Origin of the sequence: uncultured Faecalicoccus sp., assembly GCF_944325745.1 — a bacterium.
Taxonomy (GTDB): domain Bacteria; phylum Bacillota_I; class Bacilli_A; order Erysipelotrichales; family Erysipelotrichaceae; genus Faecalicoccus.
Map to the genome: position 1 here is coordinate 1 of NZ_CALVBG010000023.1, position 15,743 is coordinate 15,743.

18 protein-coding genes are annotated in these 15,743 nt (G+C 44.5%); 10 read left to right on the forward strand and 8 right to left on the reverse strand.

Features of this window, described 5'->3' with window-relative positions; all coding sequences use genetic code 11:
• Together Q0J48_RS03745 and Q0J48_RS03750 are read right to left on the reverse strand one after the other, a co-directional pair.
• Positions 1–356: NADH-quinone oxidoreductase subunit H (locus Q0J48_RS03745; RefSeq protein WP_296241769.1), on the reverse strand; the 356-nt coding region annotated here is incomplete at its 3' end.
• Positions 353–2,281: a proton-conducting transporter membrane subunit gene (locus Q0J48_RS03750; RefSeq protein ID WP_296241770.1), complete on the reverse strand. Its 1,929-nt coding sequence runs from the start codon at positions 2,279–2,281 to the stop codon at positions 353–355. The genes Q0J48_RS03745 and Q0J48_RS03750, both read right to left, overlap by 4 nt.
• A 62-nt stretch (positions 2,282–2,343) precedes the next feature.
• Between Q0J48_RS03750 and Q0J48_RS03755 the strand changes: the two genes are divergently transcribed.
• The 8 genes from Q0J48_RS03755 to hypE are packed head-to-tail and all read left to right on the forward strand — an operon-like array spanning position 2,344 to position 8,928.
• Complete coding sequence (locus Q0J48_RS03755; RefSeq protein WP_296241772.1) at positions 2,344–2,685, forward strand: hydrogenase maturation nickel metallochaperone HypA; 342 nt, start codon at positions 2,344–2,346, stop codon at positions 2,683–2,685.
• A gap of 1 nt (position 2,686) precedes the next feature.
• The gene (hypB, locus tag Q0J48_RS03760) at positions 2,687–3,340 is read left to right on the forward strand and encodes a hydrogenase nickel incorporation protein HypB (RefSeq protein ID WP_296241774.1); all 654 of its coding nucleotides are present in this window, start codon (positions 2,687–2,689) and stop codon (positions 3,338–3,340) included.
• Positions 3,337–5,523: a carbamoyltransferase HypF gene (gene hypF / locus Q0J48_RS03765; RefSeq protein WP_296241775.1), complete on the forward strand. Its 2,187-nt coding sequence runs from the start codon at positions 3,337–3,339 to the stop codon at positions 5,521–5,523. The genes hypB and hypF overlap by 4 nt, the downstream gene beginning before the upstream one ends.
• Positions 5,524–5,527: 4 nt before the next feature.
• On the forward strand, positions 5,528–5,749 hold the full coding sequence (locus Q0J48_RS03770) for a HypC/HybG/HupF family hydrogenase formation chaperone (RefSeq protein WP_296241779.1): 222 nt from the start codon (positions 5,528–5,530) through the stop codon (positions 5,747–5,749).
• Positions 5,736–6,758 (forward strand): hydrogenase formation protein HypD, encoded by a 1,023-nt coding sequence (gene hypD, locus Q0J48_RS03775; RefSeq protein WP_296241782.1) that lies wholly within the window; start codon positions 5,736–5,738, stop codon positions 6,756–6,758. Before Q0J48_RS03770 ends, hypD begins: the two co-directional genes overlap by 14 nt.
• Positions 6,759–6,817: 59 nt before the next feature.
• On the forward strand, positions 6,818–7,207 hold the full coding sequence (locus Q0J48_RS03780) for a hypothetical protein (RefSeq protein WP_296241783.1): 390 nt from the start codon (positions 6,818–6,820) through the stop codon (positions 7,205–7,207).
• Positions 7,197–7,910 carry a Fic family protein gene (locus Q0J48_RS03785; protein WP_296241785.1) on the forward strand — a complete coding sequence of 238 codons (714 nt, stop codon included), beginning with the start codon at positions 7,197–7,199 and terminating at the stop codon, positions 7,908–7,910. The genes Q0J48_RS03780 and Q0J48_RS03785 overlap by 11 nt, the downstream gene beginning before the upstream one ends.
• A gap of 37 nt (positions 7,911–7,947) precedes the next feature.
• A complete protein-coding gene (gene hypE / locus Q0J48_RS03790) occupies positions 7,948–8,928 on the forward strand; it encodes a hydrogenase expression/formation protein HypE (protein WP_296241786.1) in 981 nt (326 codons plus the stop codon).
• Positions 8,929–8,977: 49 nt separating this feature from the next.
• On the opposite strand, the gene Q0J48_RS03795 is transcribed toward hypE, so the two are convergent.
• The 5 genes from Q0J48_RS03795 to Q0J48_RS03815 form a co-directional block, all read right to left on the reverse strand.
• Positions 8,978–10,648 carry a formate--tetrahydrofolate ligase gene (locus Q0J48_RS03795; protein ID WP_296241789.1) on the reverse strand — a complete coding sequence of 557 codons (1,671 nt, stop codon included), beginning with the start codon at positions 10,646–10,648 and terminating at the stop codon, positions 8,978–8,980.
• A complete protein-coding gene (purD, locus tag Q0J48_RS03800) occupies positions 10,641–11,882 on the reverse strand; it encodes a phosphoribosylamine--glycine ligase (protein ID WP_296241792.1) in 1,242 nt (413 codons plus the stop codon). Before purD ends, Q0J48_RS03795 begins: the two co-directional genes overlap by 8 nt.
• A 49-nt stretch (positions 11,883–11,931) precedes the next feature.
• On the reverse strand, positions 11,932–12,735 hold the full coding sequence (locus Q0J48_RS03805) for a mannose/fructose/sorbose family PTS transporter subunit IIC (RefSeq protein WP_296241794.1): 804 nt from the start codon (positions 12,733–12,735) through the stop codon (positions 11,932–11,934).
• Between the two features lie 79 nt (positions 12,736–12,814).
• Positions 12,815–13,348: a rubrerythrin gene (gene rbr / locus Q0J48_RS03810; RefSeq protein WP_183375187.1), complete on the reverse strand. Its 534-nt coding sequence runs from the start codon at positions 13,346–13,348 to the stop codon at positions 12,815–12,817.
• 11 nt (positions 13,349–13,359) lie between these two features.
• Positions 13,360–13,746: a transcriptional repressor gene (locus Q0J48_RS03815; protein WP_183375186.1), complete on the reverse strand. Its 387-nt coding sequence runs from the start codon at positions 13,744–13,746 to the stop codon at positions 13,360–13,362.
• Between the two features lie 181 nt (positions 13,747–13,927).
• Here Q0J48_RS03815 and Q0J48_RS03820 point away from each other — a divergent pair, with 181 nt between their 5' ends.
• Positions 13,928–14,296, forward strand: a complete 369-nt coding sequence (locus tag Q0J48_RS03820) for a hypothetical protein (RefSeq protein WP_204685374.1) — start codon at positions 13,928–13,930, stop codon at positions 14,294–14,296.
• 13 nt (positions 14,297–14,309) lie between these two features.
• Here Q0J48_RS03820 and Q0J48_RS03825 read toward each other — a convergent pair whose 3' ends face one another.
• Positions 14,310–14,633 (reverse strand): cyclic-di-AMP receptor, encoded by a 324-nt coding sequence (locus Q0J48_RS03825; protein WP_183375184.1) that lies wholly within the window; start codon positions 14,631–14,633, stop codon positions 14,310–14,312.
• Positions 14,634–14,750: 117 nt separating this feature from the next.
• Here Q0J48_RS03825 and Q0J48_RS03830 point away from each other — a divergent pair, with 117 nt between their 5' ends.
• Positions 14,751–15,599, forward strand: a complete 849-nt coding sequence (locus tag Q0J48_RS03830) for a patatin family protein (protein ID WP_183375183.1) — start codon at positions 14,751–14,753, stop codon at positions 15,597–15,599.
• The last annotated feature ends 144 nt before the right edge of the window (positions 15,600–15,743 follow it).

Below are 15,743 nucleotides of genomic sequence, written 5' to 3' on the forward strand. Positions count from 1 at the left end.
TCCCGGCTGGCTCCAATATTGGAATAAGGGGATGAATCAGAACTGGCTGCCAAGATCAAAAACATGTCGGCAGTCGACAGAATAAACAAAGACATCAGGATATCAGTTCCAAAGAACACCATCCCGCCGGCAATCGCCAGAAAGACCAGATAGCTGCAGTTCAATAAGAGCTGTACGCTGTTGACCGCAATCATCTGTTTCGAAAATAACTTGATCAAATCATAAAACGGCTGAAGCAGACTCGGTCCTTTTCGCCCCTGCATACGCGCGGTGATCTTGCGATCCACTCCATCCAACAAAGCGCCGACAAATGGTGCCAACAAAAGATAAAGAATCAAAGAGATGGTTCGACTCATGCCAAAACACCCCCTAACAAGATCGCAAAGGTCACGATCAGCACACTGGCCGATAAGATCTGGGACGGTTTCAACAACCGCCGCCTTCCAAAATCAAACCGCAAGTACCAATTGGACAGATGCAGTTTCTTTTCCTCTCCAAAACTATCGATAAAGTGCGAGTTGTCTCCCACATTGATCCCGTTCATATAGATCGGAACGATATCGCGCGGAGCCATCCGTGTGATCAAGAACATCATCGCCGGAACGATCAATACGCTGCAAACCATGATCACCATCGTAGTCAATTCACTCATGGACAAGACATCGGTCGTCGCTCCAAACAAAGAAAGAACGATCGGATTGACGACATACCCTGCCAACAGCGGGAATAAAAGGCACAAAAGAATGGTGATTCCGCACAAAACCGCCATCGAAAAATATTCATCTTTGCGCGTGATATCCGGATCCGGAGTATGCGGTTTATGCATCGCAATCAGCTTTCCTAACCATTTTGTCCAGTAAAACATCGTTGATGCACTTCCAAACGCAATACAGATGACCAATAAAACATTTCCTGAATCCACGAACGCTTTTAATGCCACCCATTTACTGATCAGCATTCCAAAGGGCGCTAAATACATCCCGGCAATCCCGATTCCCATCACATAAGCCAGTTTCGGCAAGCGCAGGATCAAGCCGTGCATGCTTTCGATATCCCGGGAACCAATACTGTTTTCCGTCGCCCCTACCGCCTCAAACAACATCGATTTGCTTGAGGAGTGAAAGATCATCAAAAAGATCGCCGCCCAGACAGTCTGCTCTACACCAATGCCGGCACAGGCTACGATCAAGCCTAAATTGGAGATCGTTGAGAACGCCAGTACTTTTTTCGCATCGTTTTGGGCAATGGCCATCAAAGAAGTCATGATAAAGGTAAAACCGCCAATAAAGCTCACGATGGTTCCACAAAGAGTTCCATTCAAAGCCGGCGCCAGACGGATCAACAAATAAACACCCGCTTTGACCATGGTTGCGCTATGCAGCAGAGCACTGGAAGGCGTCGGTGCCACCATGGCCCCAAACAGCCAGGTCGAAAAAGGCAGCTGGGCACTTTTGGTCAGCCCAGCCAGACAAAGCATGCCGATGATCATCGGATTGGCACTGGCGACGATTTGATCCATCTGAACACTGTGATTCCACATTGCACAAAGCCAGATCGCCACCGCAAAACCAAAACCGCCTAAAAGATTCATCCATAAAGCCCGGAAGCTGTTTTCGATTGCTTCTTCCGTCCTTGTATAACCAATCAACAAAAAAGAGATCACACTGGTGACTTCCCAGAAAAAATACATCCAGATCAAATTGGAAGAAATCACCAATCCAAACATAGCGGACATAAACACAAATAAAAGCGCCAGAAAAGTCGAACTGCGATCGATCACACCCCGATGTTTTTCATGATAACTTTTCATATATCCTACAGAATAGATGCCGATCAAACCGCCGATCAAAGCGCAGATCACACACATCAACAAAGCTAAGGAATCCACCTGCGTATGGGTTGCTTCCTGAAGCGGATACGAATATTCGACCCATAAAGCCAGTCCCGTTTGTAAGATGGAAAGAATGGAGACCCAGCGCCTTTTATATTTGAAGCTCATATAGATGATAAAGACCATCAACAGGATCTCTAATCCCTGCATGAGATGATCGATGATCTCCGTATGCGTATATAAAAGCCATGGCGTGCCGCCATCCAAGATCCAGGCCCCTGTCAATCCTAAACAAGCGGCCATCATCAATGCGACCGTGCCATAGATCACATAGCCGCGCAAGCGGGCATCGTGTATCAAAAAAATAAGGGCCGCTCCCACCAAGGGTATGCCAGCCAATACCGGTATCAAAAACAAGAGACATCCCCCCATAGTCTTAACCGTTTTCATTATATTCCTATTTGAAAGGGGTTTCCATTCATTTTTATCTTTTCCCGCGGTATAATGTCCCTATGCATGAGATGGAGATCACAAGCCATATTTTAAAAGAAACATTAGAGATCGCCAAAAAACACCACGCCAAAAAAATCAAAAAAATCACCTTGGCCTTAGGACCTTTTTGCGGTTTTGTCCCTGAATGCATCCAAATGTATATGGATGTGATCAGTCAAGGGACGATGGCCCAAGATGTGCAGATCATAGCCAAGACGATCCCTTTAAAGATCCGCTGTAACACATGCCAGAAAGAAGCCGAGATCGACCGTCTTCATATTGAATGTCCTTATTGCCACAGTACCAATCTCAAAAGACTTTCCGGCAATGAATGTATGATAGAAAGTATCGAGGTAGAATAACATGGAAATCAAAGTATATCATCAAATCTTAGACTGGAACGAAGATGTATCCGGTCAAGTCAAAGAGACCTTAAAAAAACATCACACGATCCTGATCAATATCATGGGATCGCCCGGCGCAGGCAAGACCAGCCTTCTCAAAGAACTGATCCAGGCACTACGAAACAAATATTCCCTCGGTGTGATCGAAGGCGATATCACCACCAGCATCGACGCCAAAACCATGGCCGATCTGGGGATCCCCAGTGTTGAACTCAATACCGATGGGGCCTGCCATATCGAAGCTATGAGCATTCAAAAGATCTTGCCTGAATTTGACTTAGATCAAATCGATGTCCTCTTTGTCGAAAATATCGGCAACTTGGTCTGCCCTGCCGAATTCGATATTGGAGAAACGATGCGCATGACCATCCTGAGCATTCCGGAAGGCGATGATAAAGTCGTTAAATACCCTCTGATGTTTACCGAAACTGATTGTCTGATCATAAACAAAGCCGATGTTTTACCTTATTTTGACTTTGATCTGGACCGCGTACAAAAAGACTATCAAGGTGTCAATCCCGGAGCCCCTGCTTTTGTCGTCAGCGCCAAAGATAAAAGCGGGATTGATGCTCTCAGCAACTATTTAAAAGAAAAGATCGATGCTCTATTATGATTCATATTCAGATCCATGTATCCGGTATCGTTCAAGGCGTAGGCTTTCGGCCCTTTGTACACCGTCTGGCAAAAACACATCATCTTATGGGAGTTTGTTTTAACTCCGGAGAAGGTGTAGAGATCCATGTCGAGGGATCCGAAACAAGCGTTCACGCTTTTTTATCCAATCTTCAAACTCAGGCACCCGCTTTGGCCCAGATTCAAAAGATCACAGCCACAGAAGGTCCTGTTCAAGCTTATTCTTCGTTTGAAATCATCGAAAGTCAGACAGGAAGCCACGAGACCTTGATTGCGGCCGATATTGCCCCCTGTGAAGACTGCGTACGTGAACTGCTTGATCCCCAAGACCGAAGATACCGATACCCCTTTATCAACTGTACCAACTGCGGACCTCGTTATACGATCATCCAGGATATTCCTTACGACCGTAAAAATACCACGATGTCGGCATTTTCCTTGTGCCCAGATTGCGAAAAAGAATACACCGATATCACAAACCGGCGATATCACGCCCAGCCCAATGCCTGTAAATGTTGCGGTCCCCAACTGGAATATATTGGGAACTCAACATTAAACGACCCTCTGAAAAACGCCATCCAAGATCTGAAACAAGGAAAGATCGTTGCGATCAAAGGAATCGGCGGCATCCATCTGGCCTGCGATGCCCGAGATCCGCAAGCCATCCGGCGTCTTCGCCAGCGCAAGCACCGAGAAACCAAACCGCTGGCAATCATGGTCAAAGATCTGGAAACCGCCAAAGAATTCGTCCGGTTGGATCCGATAGAAGAGAAGATTCTAAACTCTCCAGAACGCCCGATCATCCTTTGCGCAAAGCATGATCCGCAAGCCTGTCAAGACCTCTCTCATACGAAGGAATTGGGCATATTTTTGCCTTACAGCCCTTTGCATATATTACTGTTACAAGAATGCACCGCCCTGGTCATGACCAGCGCCAATCTGCACGATCTGCCGGTGCTGATCGATAATGAGGAAGCCAAAGAACAACTCAAAGATATCGCCGACTCTTTTCTACTGCATGATCGCCCTATCGAAAATCGCTGCGATGATTCTTTGATGCGCATTGTAAATCAAGCTCCTTACTTTATTCGCCGCAGCCGCGGCTATGTCCCCTTGCCGCTGACAACCCAGGAAGACGTGAGCGGCATCTTGGCTGTAGGCGCTCATCAAAAAGGCAGCTTTGCCTTAGGGAAAGATCATCAAGCTTTCTTGAGTCCTTATATTGGAAATATGGAAAACTTAGAGACCTTTGCCCATTATCATAAAGCACTCAAGACAATGGAACGGCTTTTTTCCATTACCCCCAGTTTGGTGGCCTGCGATCTTCATCCGGATTATACCGCCACCCAATATGCACAAAGCCTGAACCTTCCGTTAGTCCCGATACAACATCATCATGCGCACATGGCCTCGTGTATGGAAGACAATCAGCTCCATGAGCCTTGTTTTGGCATCATCTGGGATGGAACCGGATGGGGAGAAGATCAAACGATCTGGGGCAGTGAATTTTTGATAGGGGATCTAAACTCCTATCAGCGCTGCGGATCGATCTTGCCCATTCCTTTACTGGGGGGCGAAAAGGCAATCCATGAGATTGCACGTATCGCTTTGGCCATGAGTTGGCAGACAGATAAAGAAATCGCGCTTTTGGAAGATTCAACCCAAGAAAACTTAAAAAAGATTGGACGACATGCCTCCGTATTCTCCAGCGGAATGGGCCGCTTATTGGATGGATTCTATAGTTTGATCACCAAAAAGACGCATCAAACTTACGAAGGACAAGCGCCTGTGGCCTTAGAAGCGATGGCAAAACCAGTCGCTAAACGATACCCTACCGCCTATCAAACAAAAAATAAGATCCGCTATTTTGACTGGACTCCCATGGTCAAAGCTTGTCTGGAAGATACGGATCCACAAGAATATAAAGCCCAAAAGATCCACAACACGTTGATCCAGATGGCCATTGAACAAACTTGTGCCTTGAATCCGGATCATCTGCCGGTCATCTTGAGCGGCGGCTGTTTTCAAAATCAGATCTTATTAAAAGGAATCATTTCCGGCTTAAAAAAGCACGGATATCGTGTATACTGGCATAGAAGAGTCAGCTGTACCGATGAAGGCATTGCCTTGGGTCAGCTGGCTATTGCCCAAAAAAGGATGTGAGACTATGTGTTTGGCCATCCCTTTGACCATTCAAAAAATCGAAGGAAAGACGGCGATTGGATCTGCCAACGGCATTTCCCAAAAGATCCGGATCGACTTTTTGCCCGACTGCCAAGTCGGAGATGATGTCATGGTCCATGCCGGCTTTGCGATTGAAAAAGTCGACGCTCAAAAAGCCCAAGAAACCCGTGAACTCTATCAGGAGCTATTCCATGCGCTTCAGTAAACCAAAACGTCCGATCACCTTAATGGAGATCTGCGGGACCCATACTATGGCAATCGCCAAAAGCGGGATCAAAAGTTTATTGCCTAAAGAAGTCAAATTGATCTCCGGCCCTGGTTGTCCCGTTTGTGTCACGCCTTCCAGTGCCATCGATATGGCTTTAGAACTGACCAAGGATCCGGATTTGATCGTATGCAGTTATGGTGACCTCTTGCGGATCCCGGGCAGTCAGCACGAAACTCTTCGAAATCGTGCTAATGTTCGCCTTTGTCTATCCCCGATGGATGCGATCGAGCTCGCTTTCAAGAATCCAGAAAAAACCATTCTGTTTATGGGCGTAGGATTTGAAACGACAGCTCCCGGCAGCGCGATCTTGATCCAGGAAGCCAGGCGAAACAAACTCACCAACTTTTATTTTTATAGTCTTTTAAAACGGACAGAACCGGCGATTTGCGCTTTACTGGAAAATGAAAAGACCCAGATCGACGGTTTCCTTTGCCCTGGCCATGTTGCGGTGATTTTAGGCGAAAAAGGATTTGAATTTTTGCCCGAAAAATACCACCGGCCCGGTGTGATCAGCGGATTTGAACCCGAGGATATCCTCGTATCGATCGAAGCTTTGATCCAAATGATCAATCAAGACCAGCCGCAGATCCTAAATACTTATGACCGGCTCGTTCAAAAAGCGGGAAACCCGATTGCCCAAGCGCAAATAGAAGATGTCTTTGAAGTCGAAGATTCCCTTTGGCGCGGTTTAGGAACTTTGCCAAACAGCGGTTATCGTTTAAAAGAAAAATATCAAAAATTCGATGCCAGCCTGCATTTTCATCTCCCTCCGTTAGAAAACAAGGAACCTCAGAACTGTCAATGTGCTGATATTCTCTGCGGAAAAAAAGAACCTTCACAGTGTCCATTATTTAAAACGGTCTGCACCCCGCAAGATCCGGTCGGTCCTTGCATGGTCTCCAGTGAAGGGGCTTGTGCAGCTGCTTATACTTTTGAAGATGAGTAATCAAAACGAACATACTGTTATTCTAACTATTGGGTACCAATATGTGATATAATAGGCGTATGAAAAACACAGAAAACAGAAGAACCCGAGTGATCATTAATTCTGCCGGAGGAAATGCTTCCAAAAATGCCAAATCATTCAAAATAAGTTTACCGTCAAAATGGATGCATAAACTTGCGATCGATCATGAAAATCGAGAAATTGTTATGACATTTGATGGAGATCGTATCGTCATAGAAAAAGTTAAAAACGAAGAAAACGCAAAAGAGTGGCTGCGCCGAAACAGATTGAAGAAATCAATGCTTACCATTTTAACAAGTGCTTGTCCCCTACCTTCACAATCCTATTTAAACGCTCTTGATGATTGGGTGGACGGTAAATTAACGATTGAAGAACTAATCAGAAATTCAGATAAAGGGTTATATTTGGAGGACCGCAATGGAGGATAGATTATATTGTTATCCCAATACTACCGTGTTAAAAAATAAATACGGAATCAAAGATTCTAAACTTTTGGAAGAATTAGAATTGGATTCCGTAGGAAGCCGGATGCTTAGTATCATGAGTGAACCTTCAAAGATAAAATCAGAATCACTGCAGTCAATGCTTAATGAAGTCCATTTCAATTTGTTCAATCATTTGTATGATTGGGCCGGACAATATAGAACTATTGATTTCTTTAAAGCGGAAAGGGTATTAAGTGGAGCTAGTGTTCAATATGCCAAAGCTACCGACATCAATAAAAGATTGATTGATTTAGATAAAAGAGCTTCAGATGAGGACTGGGAACACCCAGAATGTGAAATGGTATGTGATATTTTAACGACCATGTGGGAAATTCATCCATTTCGCGAAGGAAATACTCGAAGTTGTTTATTAACAATCTGGTTGTTGTTGCTTAAAAATGGAATTGAATTCAATTTGGATCTGATCCATAAGAATCCATTCTATGTTCGAGATTCTTTAGTGATGTATAGCTACGGCGAAAAGCAGTATTTGTTTAGAATCATCAGCGATGCTTTAGAGGATCATACATTTTCTTATGATGACTATATTCAAGGAAATAGTGAGAAATATAAGATTTCTAAAGAAGAATACCAAGCTTTTAAAACAAAATATCACATCCAGAAACATTTTGATGAAAATGAATAGAGAGGAAACGATACATTGGTATCAAATAAGTAGCACCATGAAAAAAAACATTACATTAGATCATGGAAGCGGAGGCCAGCTGACCTCTCAGCTGATCGAACAAGAAATCGTACCCCGCTTTCAGAATCCAAGTTTGAATGAACTCAAAGATGCAGCGATATTACCAGGTTTTGATCAGGAACTTGTCTTTTCTACCGACAGCTTTGTCGTAGATCCGTGGAAATTTCCCGGCGGCGATATTGGAAAACTGGCAGTCTGCGGTACCGTCAATGACATCTGCATGGCTGGCGGTCTGCCGCGCTATCTTTCTTGTTCTTTGATCCTGGAAGAAGGATTCCCCCTCTGCGATCTGAAAACGATCTTGGATTCCATGAAAGAAACGGCCCAACAAGCCAACATTTCCATCGTGACCGGAGATACAAAAGTAATCGAACATCAAAAAGGAAACCAGATTTGGATCAATACAGCCGGTATTGGAACCAAGATCAAAACTCTAGATTATCAATACCAGGAAGGCGACGCCGTGATTCTTTCCGGCAGTATGGCCCGTCACGGCGCCAGTATCTTTATGGCTCGAGAAGATATTCAATTGGATGGAAATTTAACTTCTGACTGTGCCCTTTTGACCAGCCTTGCGCAAACGGCTTTTTCTTTTTCCGGTCTGCGCATCTTGCGAGATCCTACTCGCGGCGGCGTGGCAACCACATGCCTGGAATTGATTGAGCATACTTCTTGGGGCATGGAATTGGAGGAAAAGAAACTCCCCATCGATTCGGATGTGCAAACGCTTTGTGATCTGTTAGGATTTGATCCTCTATATCTGGCATGCGAAGGACGAATGTTGGCCGTCATCGACCAGAACCAAGCAAACGAACTTTGCCGCTCTTTAGGCCCGAAAGCCAAGATCATCGGCAAGATCACAAAAGATCATCCAAAAAAATTAACTTTGAAAACGAAAATAGGAGCGACCCGCAACTTAAGAAAGCTGTCCGGCCAGCCCCTGCCACGAATCTGTTAGGCTTAAGCCTAACTTTTTTGCGATACAAAAAAGAGGATCTTTCGATCCTCTAGAATAAACCTGTGATTTTTCCGTCTTCGTCAATATCCATATCTAAAGCACTTGGATGTTTTGGAAGGCCTGGCATCGTTAAGACCTTTCCTGTAAGTGCTACGATAAATCCGGCTCCTAAACTTGGGCGAAGTTCACGAACGGTGATCTTGAATCCTTGCGGACGCCCCATGATCGAGCCATCATCGCTCAAAGACATCTGCGTCTTAGCCATACAGATCGGCAATTGTCCCCATCCGTTTTTATTGAATGTTTCAATCTGGGCTTTGGCTTCCGGCGTAAACTCAACACCATCTGCTCCATATACTTTCTTCGCAATCGCTTCGATCTTTTCTTCGATCGTTTTATCCACATCATATAGAGGTGCATAGTAATTTTCTTTTTCACAAAGATCGACCACTTTTTGTGCCAGATCGATGGCACCCTTTCCGCCATTGGCCCAAACTGTAGACAATGACATTGGATGGCCATTTTCTTCACACCAGTTTTCCAAAGCCTGAATTTCGTGATCGGTATCGCTGACAAACTGGTTGATTGCCACGACATAAGGAAGACCAAACTGCTGGATCGTATCGATATGTTTTGCCAAGTTTTCGCATCCCTTCAACAAGGCATCCACATTTTCTTCCTTCAGATCTTCAAAAGCTACCCCGCCATGTTGTTTCAAGGCACGAACGGTCGCAACGATCACGACAGCATTCGGATGAAGATTAGCCAAACGACATTTGATATCCAAGAATTTTTCTGCTCCCAGATCCGCTCCAAACCCCGCTTCAGTTACCGTATAATCTGCTAAGCGAAGACAAGCTTTTGTGGCGATCACAGAGTTACATCCATGCGCAATGTTCGCAAAAGGTCCCCCGTGGATCAAAACCGGATTGTGTTCCAAAGTCTGAACGATATTCGGTAAGATCGCATCCTTCATGACCATGGCCATGGCCCCTTCGCATTTCAGATCTTTGATATAGACCGGTTCATCATCGTAGGTATACGCAACCAACATCTCTCCAAAACGACGTTTCAGATCCATCAGATCATTGGCTAAACATAAAGCAGCCATAACTTCACTGGCAACAGTGATGTTGAAACCATCTTTTCGTTCAACTCCATTGGCTTTGGAGCCCTGCCCGATCGTAATATCACGAAGCGTACGATCGTTCATATCCAAGCAGCGCTTGAATGTGATCTTTTCCGGATCAATATTTAACTCGTTTCCTTGATGCATATGATTATCGATCATTGCACAAACCAAGTTGTTGGCCGTTGTGATGGCGTGCATATCTCCGGTAAAATGAAGGTTGATATCCTCCATCGGCACCACCTGAGCATAACCCCCGCCGGCAGCCCCGCCTTTTAAACCAAAGACCGGACCCAAACTCGGTTCACGAAGAGCCATCATGGTCTTTTTCCCAATCTGGTTCAGGGCATCTCCCAATCCTACCGTCGTTGTACTTTTTCCTTCGCCGGCCTTGGTTGGGTTGATGGCTGTCACAAGGATCAATTTCCCCATGTCACGATTTTCTAATTCTTTGATGTAGTCAAAAGACAGCTTCGCTTTATATTTTCCATATAATTCCAAAGAATCCGCAGGGATCCCAATCTTGGCCGCCACTTTTTCGATCGGTTCCAGGACACATTCCTGGGCAATTTCTAAATCTGACTTACTCATGATCCATATCCTTCTTTCCAATATCATGACGATAGAAAAGATCCGTACATTCGATCTTTTCTACTTCTTTATACGTATGGGCAAAAGCCTCTTCCAAAGTATCTTCCAAAGTAACAACCATCAATACACGGCCGCCATCGGTCACCAATTGACCGTCTTTTGTCTTTGTACCCATATGGAAGACAAGCGCATCCAAGTCTTCCGTATTTTTGATCACCGCTCCCTTCGTAGAGCTGGCCGGATAATTCGTGCTCGCCAAAACAACCCCATGGCTGACCTTAGAAGACCAAGTCAGCTGAACCGGTTTGTTTGCCATGACATCTAAGATGGCTTGGACAAAGTCGCTTTCCAAACGCGGCAGTACGACTTCTGCTTCCGGATCTCCAAAACGGGCATTGAATTCGATGACTTTGACACCATCCTGCGTCAACATCAAACCTCCATACAAGAAGCCGGTAAATGGAACCCCTTCCTGAACCATGGCCTTGGCCATCGGTTTCATGATCGTTTCCATCGCATTCTCTACGATCTCCGGTGTGATCTTCTTGACCGGACTATAAGATCCCATGCCGCCGGTATTGGGACCTTTATCTCCGTCAAATACCGGTTTATGGTCTTGGGCGATCTCCAATGGGATCACTTGTTCATTATGCACTAAACAGATCAAAGAAAATTCGAATCCCACCAAACATTCTTCGATCACGACTTTATTTCCTTCCTGGCTAAAGGCGATATCCAATGCTTCCAAAGCCTCAGAAAGTTCCTGGGCAACCGTGACCCCTTTCCCAGCTTTCAAACCATCTTCTTTGATCACGATCGGAGCGCCTTTTTCTTTTACATAGGCCGTTGCCTTTTCCAGATCATCAAATGTTTGATAGGCCGCGGTCGGAATCGCATATTTAGCCATGATCTTCTTGGCAAAATCCTTACTGGATTCCACCTGGGCTGCTGCCTTGGTCGGTCCAAAGATCTTCAATCCCGCTTTTTGAAAAGCATCGACAACCCCTAACGACAACGTAGCCTCCGGTCCTACGATACTCAGATCAATTTGGTTTTCTTTCGCAAAAGAAACCAAACCTTCAACATCGCTGTCCGAAACATCGACACAAGTGCCGATCTTAGCCATTCCCGGATTGCCCGGAGCCATATACAATTCATCACAAAGGCTGCTTTTGTGACAAGCGTATGCCAACGCGTGCTCGCGTCCGCCTTTTCCAATCACTAAAATTTTCATCTGTATTAATCTCCTCGTCTTTTTTTATTCTAACACGAAACCGGAAAGACTATCTATCTTTTGAAGAGTCCAAAATATCCCCGAGTTCGATTTGCGGTCCATCGGCTTCGCCTTTTTTCAATATCATATAGATGATCATCATTCCGGCTCCCAAAATGGATAACGCCACCAGTGATAACGACTGAATACACGCCAAACAAAATCCCAGCGCAAAAAACACCCACGTTTCTTTAGAAGCCAGGACATTGATCACGATCGCAAATCCGAGTGCCGGGATCAATCCCCGGGCAGCCTGCAAGCCTTCTAATAACCACAGAGGAAGACTTTCCAATCCGGCAGCAATCCAGCTTGCGGGGATCCATAATAAAATCAGGGCCGGGATCATCACACGGCATCCTTGCATAACAATTCCGCATCGATGCCAAAATTCCATTTTGCGAATATTTCCCGTTTGTGCCGCTGCATCCATATTCTGAACCAAAGTGATCGCCTTGGTCCGGCAGATCTTCGTCAAAAATAGACCAATCACAGAAAGCGGGATCGCAACCCCTATGGCTCCAGAGATCACCAGGTTCGGATCCAGTGAAGAAGTCAGTCCCTGTACCATCAAAATACCGCTGGCGATAGAAGCTAAAGCAACGTCGGGAGCGACCGCTGCTCCAACATTGGCCCACCCTAAAGCCATCATTTGTAAGTATCCGCCTAAAAGGATCCCTTCCGTAAGATGTCCACTGACCAAACCGATCAAAGCGCAAGCCACTAAAGGCTGATGAAACTGAAATTCATCCAAGACTCCTTCGACTCCGGCTAAAAAGGCCACGACCAGGATCAGCAGAAAAGACAGAATCGACATACGATCACCTCAAAATTCTACTTGTTTATAGTATACAACATTCCCACAAAAAAAAGCTCAGCGAACTGAGCTTATCGGATTAATAATTTTTAGCGATCTTACGGAATACAGACTGAGGATATCCACAAACCGGGCAAGCTTTTGGCGCATTGGCTCCCGTGTACTGAAATCCGCAAATTCCACAGATCCAAGTATCGCTTTCTTCTCCGGCGAATACTTTTCCGTTTTCCACATTAGAAAGCAGTTTCAAATAACGTTCTTCATGTTGTTTTTCGATTTCTGCCACTTTATCCATCTGGAAAGCGATCTTTGTGAATCCTTCTTCACGAGCTGTTTCTGCAAACTCTTTATACATCGTTGTCCATTCGTAGTTTTCCCCTTCAGCAGCGGCTTTTAAGTTTGCATCCGTATTTCCGATACCGCCTAAAGCTTCAAACCATAAACGAGCATGTTCTTGTTCGTTGCGAGCTGTTTCTTCAAAGATCTCTGCGATCTGGTTCATTCCTTCTTTACGGGCCACATTAGCAAAATATGTGTATTTGTTGCGAGCCTGGCTTTCTCCGGCAAATGCCGTCTGTAAATTTTGTTCTGTTTTTGATCCTTTTAATTCCATTGTTCTTTACCTTACCTTTCTTTAAGACAATCTGCACAGATTCCATACAAGATCAAAGAATGGGATTCAATGGGAAGCTGAAGCTGATTTTCGGCTTTTCTTTCCAGAGACCGATCATACGTCATATCCACATCATAGACGCGATGGCAATGCGTACAGATCAGATGATCGTGCGGCCGGCAAGTTTGGTCGAACACTTGTTTTCCGCTGGTCAACATCAAGCTTCCGATCCGATGCTCATTCTGTAAAATTTTCAAATTGCGGTAGACCGTAGCCAGTGAAACAGTTTTTCCCATCTCATTCAGTCCGGCAAAGATATCTTCCGCGCTGAAATGCTGCCCCGGATGTTCCAGCATATACGTATAGATCCATTCTCTCTGTTTTGAAATCTTATACATCTTATCTCCTTATCTAAGAACTATTCTTAGTTTAACCCTTTATTTAAAGAAAAACAATCTTGTTTAGTGAGTATTCTCTAACTTATATCGAGTTTCTTATTTACAGAATCTTAATACCGCATTACTTGTGAAAAAATTATCTAATAGGTATGATAAAGATGAAAGAAACGAGGTGATTTCCATGTTGAAACAATTTCAATCCGTCAGATTTGATGACGACAACAAAAAACTGGATATTTTGATGGGAACAATAGGAGAAGTTTCTTACGAAGCCATTGAAAAGGCTGCTGTACTCAACGAAGAAGCCAGCTTCCATGGAAAATCCATTCCTTTTTCTCATCAAGTTCTTGGAGGAACAACCTTCCTAAGCGGTGCTTTGGAGCCGCGATTCTATGTGGGAATCAAGATCACATTAAAAGACGGATCGATTCGTGCTATCTATATCTCAAAGATCAAGACCGGGTTCAATACAGATCTGTACCACAAAGACACCCAGGAAGCTAAAGAAATTCAAAAAATGATCCAGAAACGCATCAGCGCCAGCAATTAGCTGGCGCCTGTTTTTATACTTTATAGAACTGTTCAACATCCAGTACGAAGATAACTGCACCGCCCACTTGCACTTCTAAAGGAAAACTGGAAAAATGCGAGATATCATAACTGGCCGTATTGGGGATGATTTCTGTTCGCTTGCTTGAGTGTTTTTCTATGATCTGCAAAGCCCGCTGGACCGCATCATCCTCACAACCACAAATCAAAGTCGTATTCCCTGCACGCAAAAAACCTCCTGTTGTTGCCAGCTTCGTTACCTGATAACCGGCTTTGTTCAACTGTGTGCTCACTGTAGGACTGTCATCGTTGGACATGATTGCCAAAATCAGTTTCATAAGTATCACTTCTCTTTCTTCTTCATTATACACATTCCCTTTTCAAACGAACAGTAAGACTTTTGACATCCCTCAAATTCGCAGTATAATAATGTTTCTATAAGGGGGGAATGTGAAATGAAAACAGCATTGGTATTAGAAGGCGGCGGCATGCGCGGTGCCTATACTTGCGGTGTGATCGACTACTTATTAGATCAGCAGATTCAGTTTGACGGCGTGATCGGAGTCAGCGCCGGCGCTTGTCATGCGACCAGCTACATCAGCAAACAAAGAGGCCGAGCGATTCGAATCGGGGCACATTACCTGGTCGATAAACGCAGTTTCTCTTTTAAATCCTTGATTCAGACCGGGGATCTTTTCAATGCCCAATTCATTTATGATGAAATCCCAAATGTAATCGATCCCTTCGATTATAAAACTTTCAACAATTCTAAAACTCGACTCTATACGGTTTGTTTTGACTGTCAGAATGGCGAAGCTCTTTATATTCCCATTCCTCATATCCAGGAAAATATCGAATATATTCGAGCCAGCGCCTCTTTGCCTTTCATCTCCAAAATCGTTTCCTTCGGCGGCCATGAAATGCTGGATGGAGGCTTGGCCGACTCCATTCCATATGAATTTATGATGAAAAAAGGCTATGATAAAATCGTCATCATTTCCACAAAACCTCAAGGCTACCGAAAATCTTCCAATAAATTTATGGCTTTGGCAGAAAAAATGTATAAGGACTATCCTTATGTCGTAGACGCCTTAAAGAATCGTCATATCCGATACAATGAACAATTTCAAAAAATGGAAGAATTAGAAAAGGAAGGACAACTCTTTGTTTTATACCCCAGCGATACGCATGGTGTGGGACGTTTGGAACAAGATGTCGTGAAATTAGAATCCCTTTATAAAACCGGATATCAGGATCTGAAAGATCATCACGAAGATCTGGATCGATATCTGCAGGCGGAATGATCTTCCGCTTTTTTTCTTGCCTTAAAAAAAAGCGAAGAACTAGTCTTCGCTTACTACCGATGCATAATAAGATAAGATATCTTCCAGCAGCTGGATGCTGCAGTTTACCTGCTCTTCGGTCATCTCTTTGATCTGGTGGTAGTT